We start from the raw sequence: 1,945 nt of genomic DNA, 5'->3' as shown, positions 1-1,945 counted from the left end.
CGCCACCGACCGCCGCAGCTGCCCGAAGGTGACCTCGCGCGCGGGTTCGCCACCCTCCCGGACGCACACCAGCGCCGTGCCGTCGTCGGCGCCGCGGCGCAGCGCGTGCTGCGCCCAGTTCAGCCGCCCGCCGGGGAACCAGCGGGTGCGCGGCATCGGATCGGCGGTGCGCACGCGCGTCCACGGCGTGCTGAAGGCGACGTCGTAGTACTCGGCCACGGAGGTCCAGAACCGGTCCAGGTCCCCGACCGACCACGCCCACAGCGCGTCGTGGTCGGGGAACGGCCGTCCTGCGCGCCGCTCCAGCCAGTTGAGGTACGCGCGCAGCGGGGAGTTCTCGATCCGGTCCGCGGAGGGGCTCCAGAGCACGTCCATACCGGGGAACCTAAAGGCAGCCCGCGGTGCGCGGCGGCGCTGTTGTCCGGGATTTGAGAATCACGTGTGATCGGGTTGAGCCGACCGGCGCACGATCCGCTTGACGACGACGTCTCGAGGAGGCCGGACGCATGAAGCTCGCTCTCTACCTGCCCAACTTCCGCGACGAGGTGACGCTCAAGGAGCTCGAAGACCTCACCGCGCTGGCCGAGGACCTCGACTTCGACTCCGTCTGGACGCTCGACCGGATCGTCGTCCCGGAGAGCTCCGACCGCGCCGAGATGCAGTACCCGTTCGGCATGATGACCGACCTGCCCAAGGCCCTCCCGGTCGTCTCGCGCGGCAAGTGGTTCCAGGGCATGACGCTCATCCCGTGGCTCGCGGCGAAGACCACGAAGGTGCGCATCGGGATGAGCATCATCGACACCCCGTACCGCTCCCCCGGCGTGCTCGCGGCCGAGCTGGCCACCCAGGACCACCTGTCGGGCGGCCGGCTCAACGTCGGCGTCGGCTCCGGCTGGATGCCCGAGGAGTTCGCCGCCGCCAGCGTCCCGCACCTGTTCCCGCGCCGGCACGGCCACGTGCGCGAGACGATCGAGATCATGCAGGGCATCTGGTCCAACGAGCTGTTCGAGTACCACGGCGAATTCGCGGACTTCGAGCTGTCGGGCTTCGGACACAAGCCGATCCAGCAGCCGCCGCCGATCTTCTTCTCCGGCCTGAAGGACCCGAAGCGCTCGGCCAAGCGCATCGCGAAGTACGGCCTGCAGGGCTGGATCGGCATCCAGGACACGCCGGAGGACATCAAGCGCTGGAAGGGCGAGATGGAGCGCGAGCTGGGCGAGCTCGGCCGCGGCTTCCCCGACGGCTTCGAGATGTGCAGCATGATCTGGTTCGTCATCACCGACGAGCCGATGGACCAGACCCCGGCGGGCAAGGCCACGAACCTGCTGGCCGGCAGCGCCCAGCAGATCGAGGACATCCTCAAGCGCTACAAGGACGCCGGCCTGACGATGCCGCTGCTGTGGCCGCCGTTCCGCGACGTCCCGACGTCGAAGACCCTCGACGACCTGAAGCGCCTGACCGAGGAGATCATGCCGAAGGTCGAGTCCTCCTGACGCCGTCCCCCGCGGCGCTGGTCTGGCCGCCGCGCCGCAGGTGAGGCACCATGGGTGCGGGCCGCGGCGTGGCGGCCGGACGGCGGTGAAGGAGTCCGCGATGGATGCGACGCTGCCCGGCAGCCGGCTGGTCCTCGTCGTCGACGACGACCCCCGGGTGCGGACCGTCGTCACCTGGCAGCTGGAAGCCGAGGGGTTCCGGGTCACCGAAGCGGCCGACGGCAGGCGGGCGCTCGAGGCCATCGAGCGCGACCGGCTGGACCTCGTCATCCTCGACCTCGCGCTGCCCGGCGTCGGCGGCCTCGACGTCCTGCGGCGGCTGCGCGACGGCGAGCACGCCGGGCTGCCCGTGATCGTGCTGTCGGGCCGCAGCGGCGAGACCGACCGGATCGTCGGGCTCGACCTGGGCGCCGACGACTACCTCGTGAAGCCCTTCTCCCCCGGCGAGCTGG

At 70.9% G+C, this 1,945-nt stretch carries 3 protein-coding genes; 2 read left to right on the top strand and 1 reads right to left on the bottom strand.

Features of this window, described 5'->3' with window-relative positions; all coding sequences use genetic code 11:
- On the bottom strand, positions 1-375 hold a 375-nt coding region (locus G3I65_RS26390; RefSeq protein ID WP_275940169.1), incomplete at its 3' end, for an acetyl-coenzyme A synthetase N-terminal domain-containing protein.
- Positions 376-506: 131 nt separating this feature from the next.
- Between G3I65_RS26390 and G3I65_RS26385 the strand changes: the two genes are divergently transcribed.
- Positions 507-1,493 (top strand): LLM class flavin-dependent oxidoreductase, encoded by a 987-nt coding sequence (locus tag G3I65_RS26385; protein ID WP_160698500.1) that lies wholly within the window; start codon positions 507-509, stop codon positions 1,491-1,493.
- A gap of 100 nt (positions 1,494-1,593) precedes the next feature.
- On the top strand, positions 1,594-1,945 hold a 352-nt coding region (locus G3I65_RS26380), incomplete at its 3' end, for a response regulator (RefSeq protein ID WP_160698499.1).

The organism is Amycolatopsis sp. SID8362 (assembly GCF_010550475.1).
In the GTDB taxonomy this organism is placed as follows: domain Bacteria; phylum Actinomycetota; class Actinomycetes; order Mycobacteriales; family Pseudonocardiaceae; genus Amycolatopsis; species Amycolatopsis eburnea.
The sequence above is the reverse complement of the archived record's forward strand: the minus strand, read 5'-3'. Positions and strand labels throughout refer to the sequence as shown.

Coding starts and splice junctions, on each gene's coding strand:
- G3I65_RS26385 (WP_160698500.1), top strand. CDS start 507: ATGAAGCTCGCTCTCTACCTGCCCAACTTCCGCGACGAGGTGACGCTC.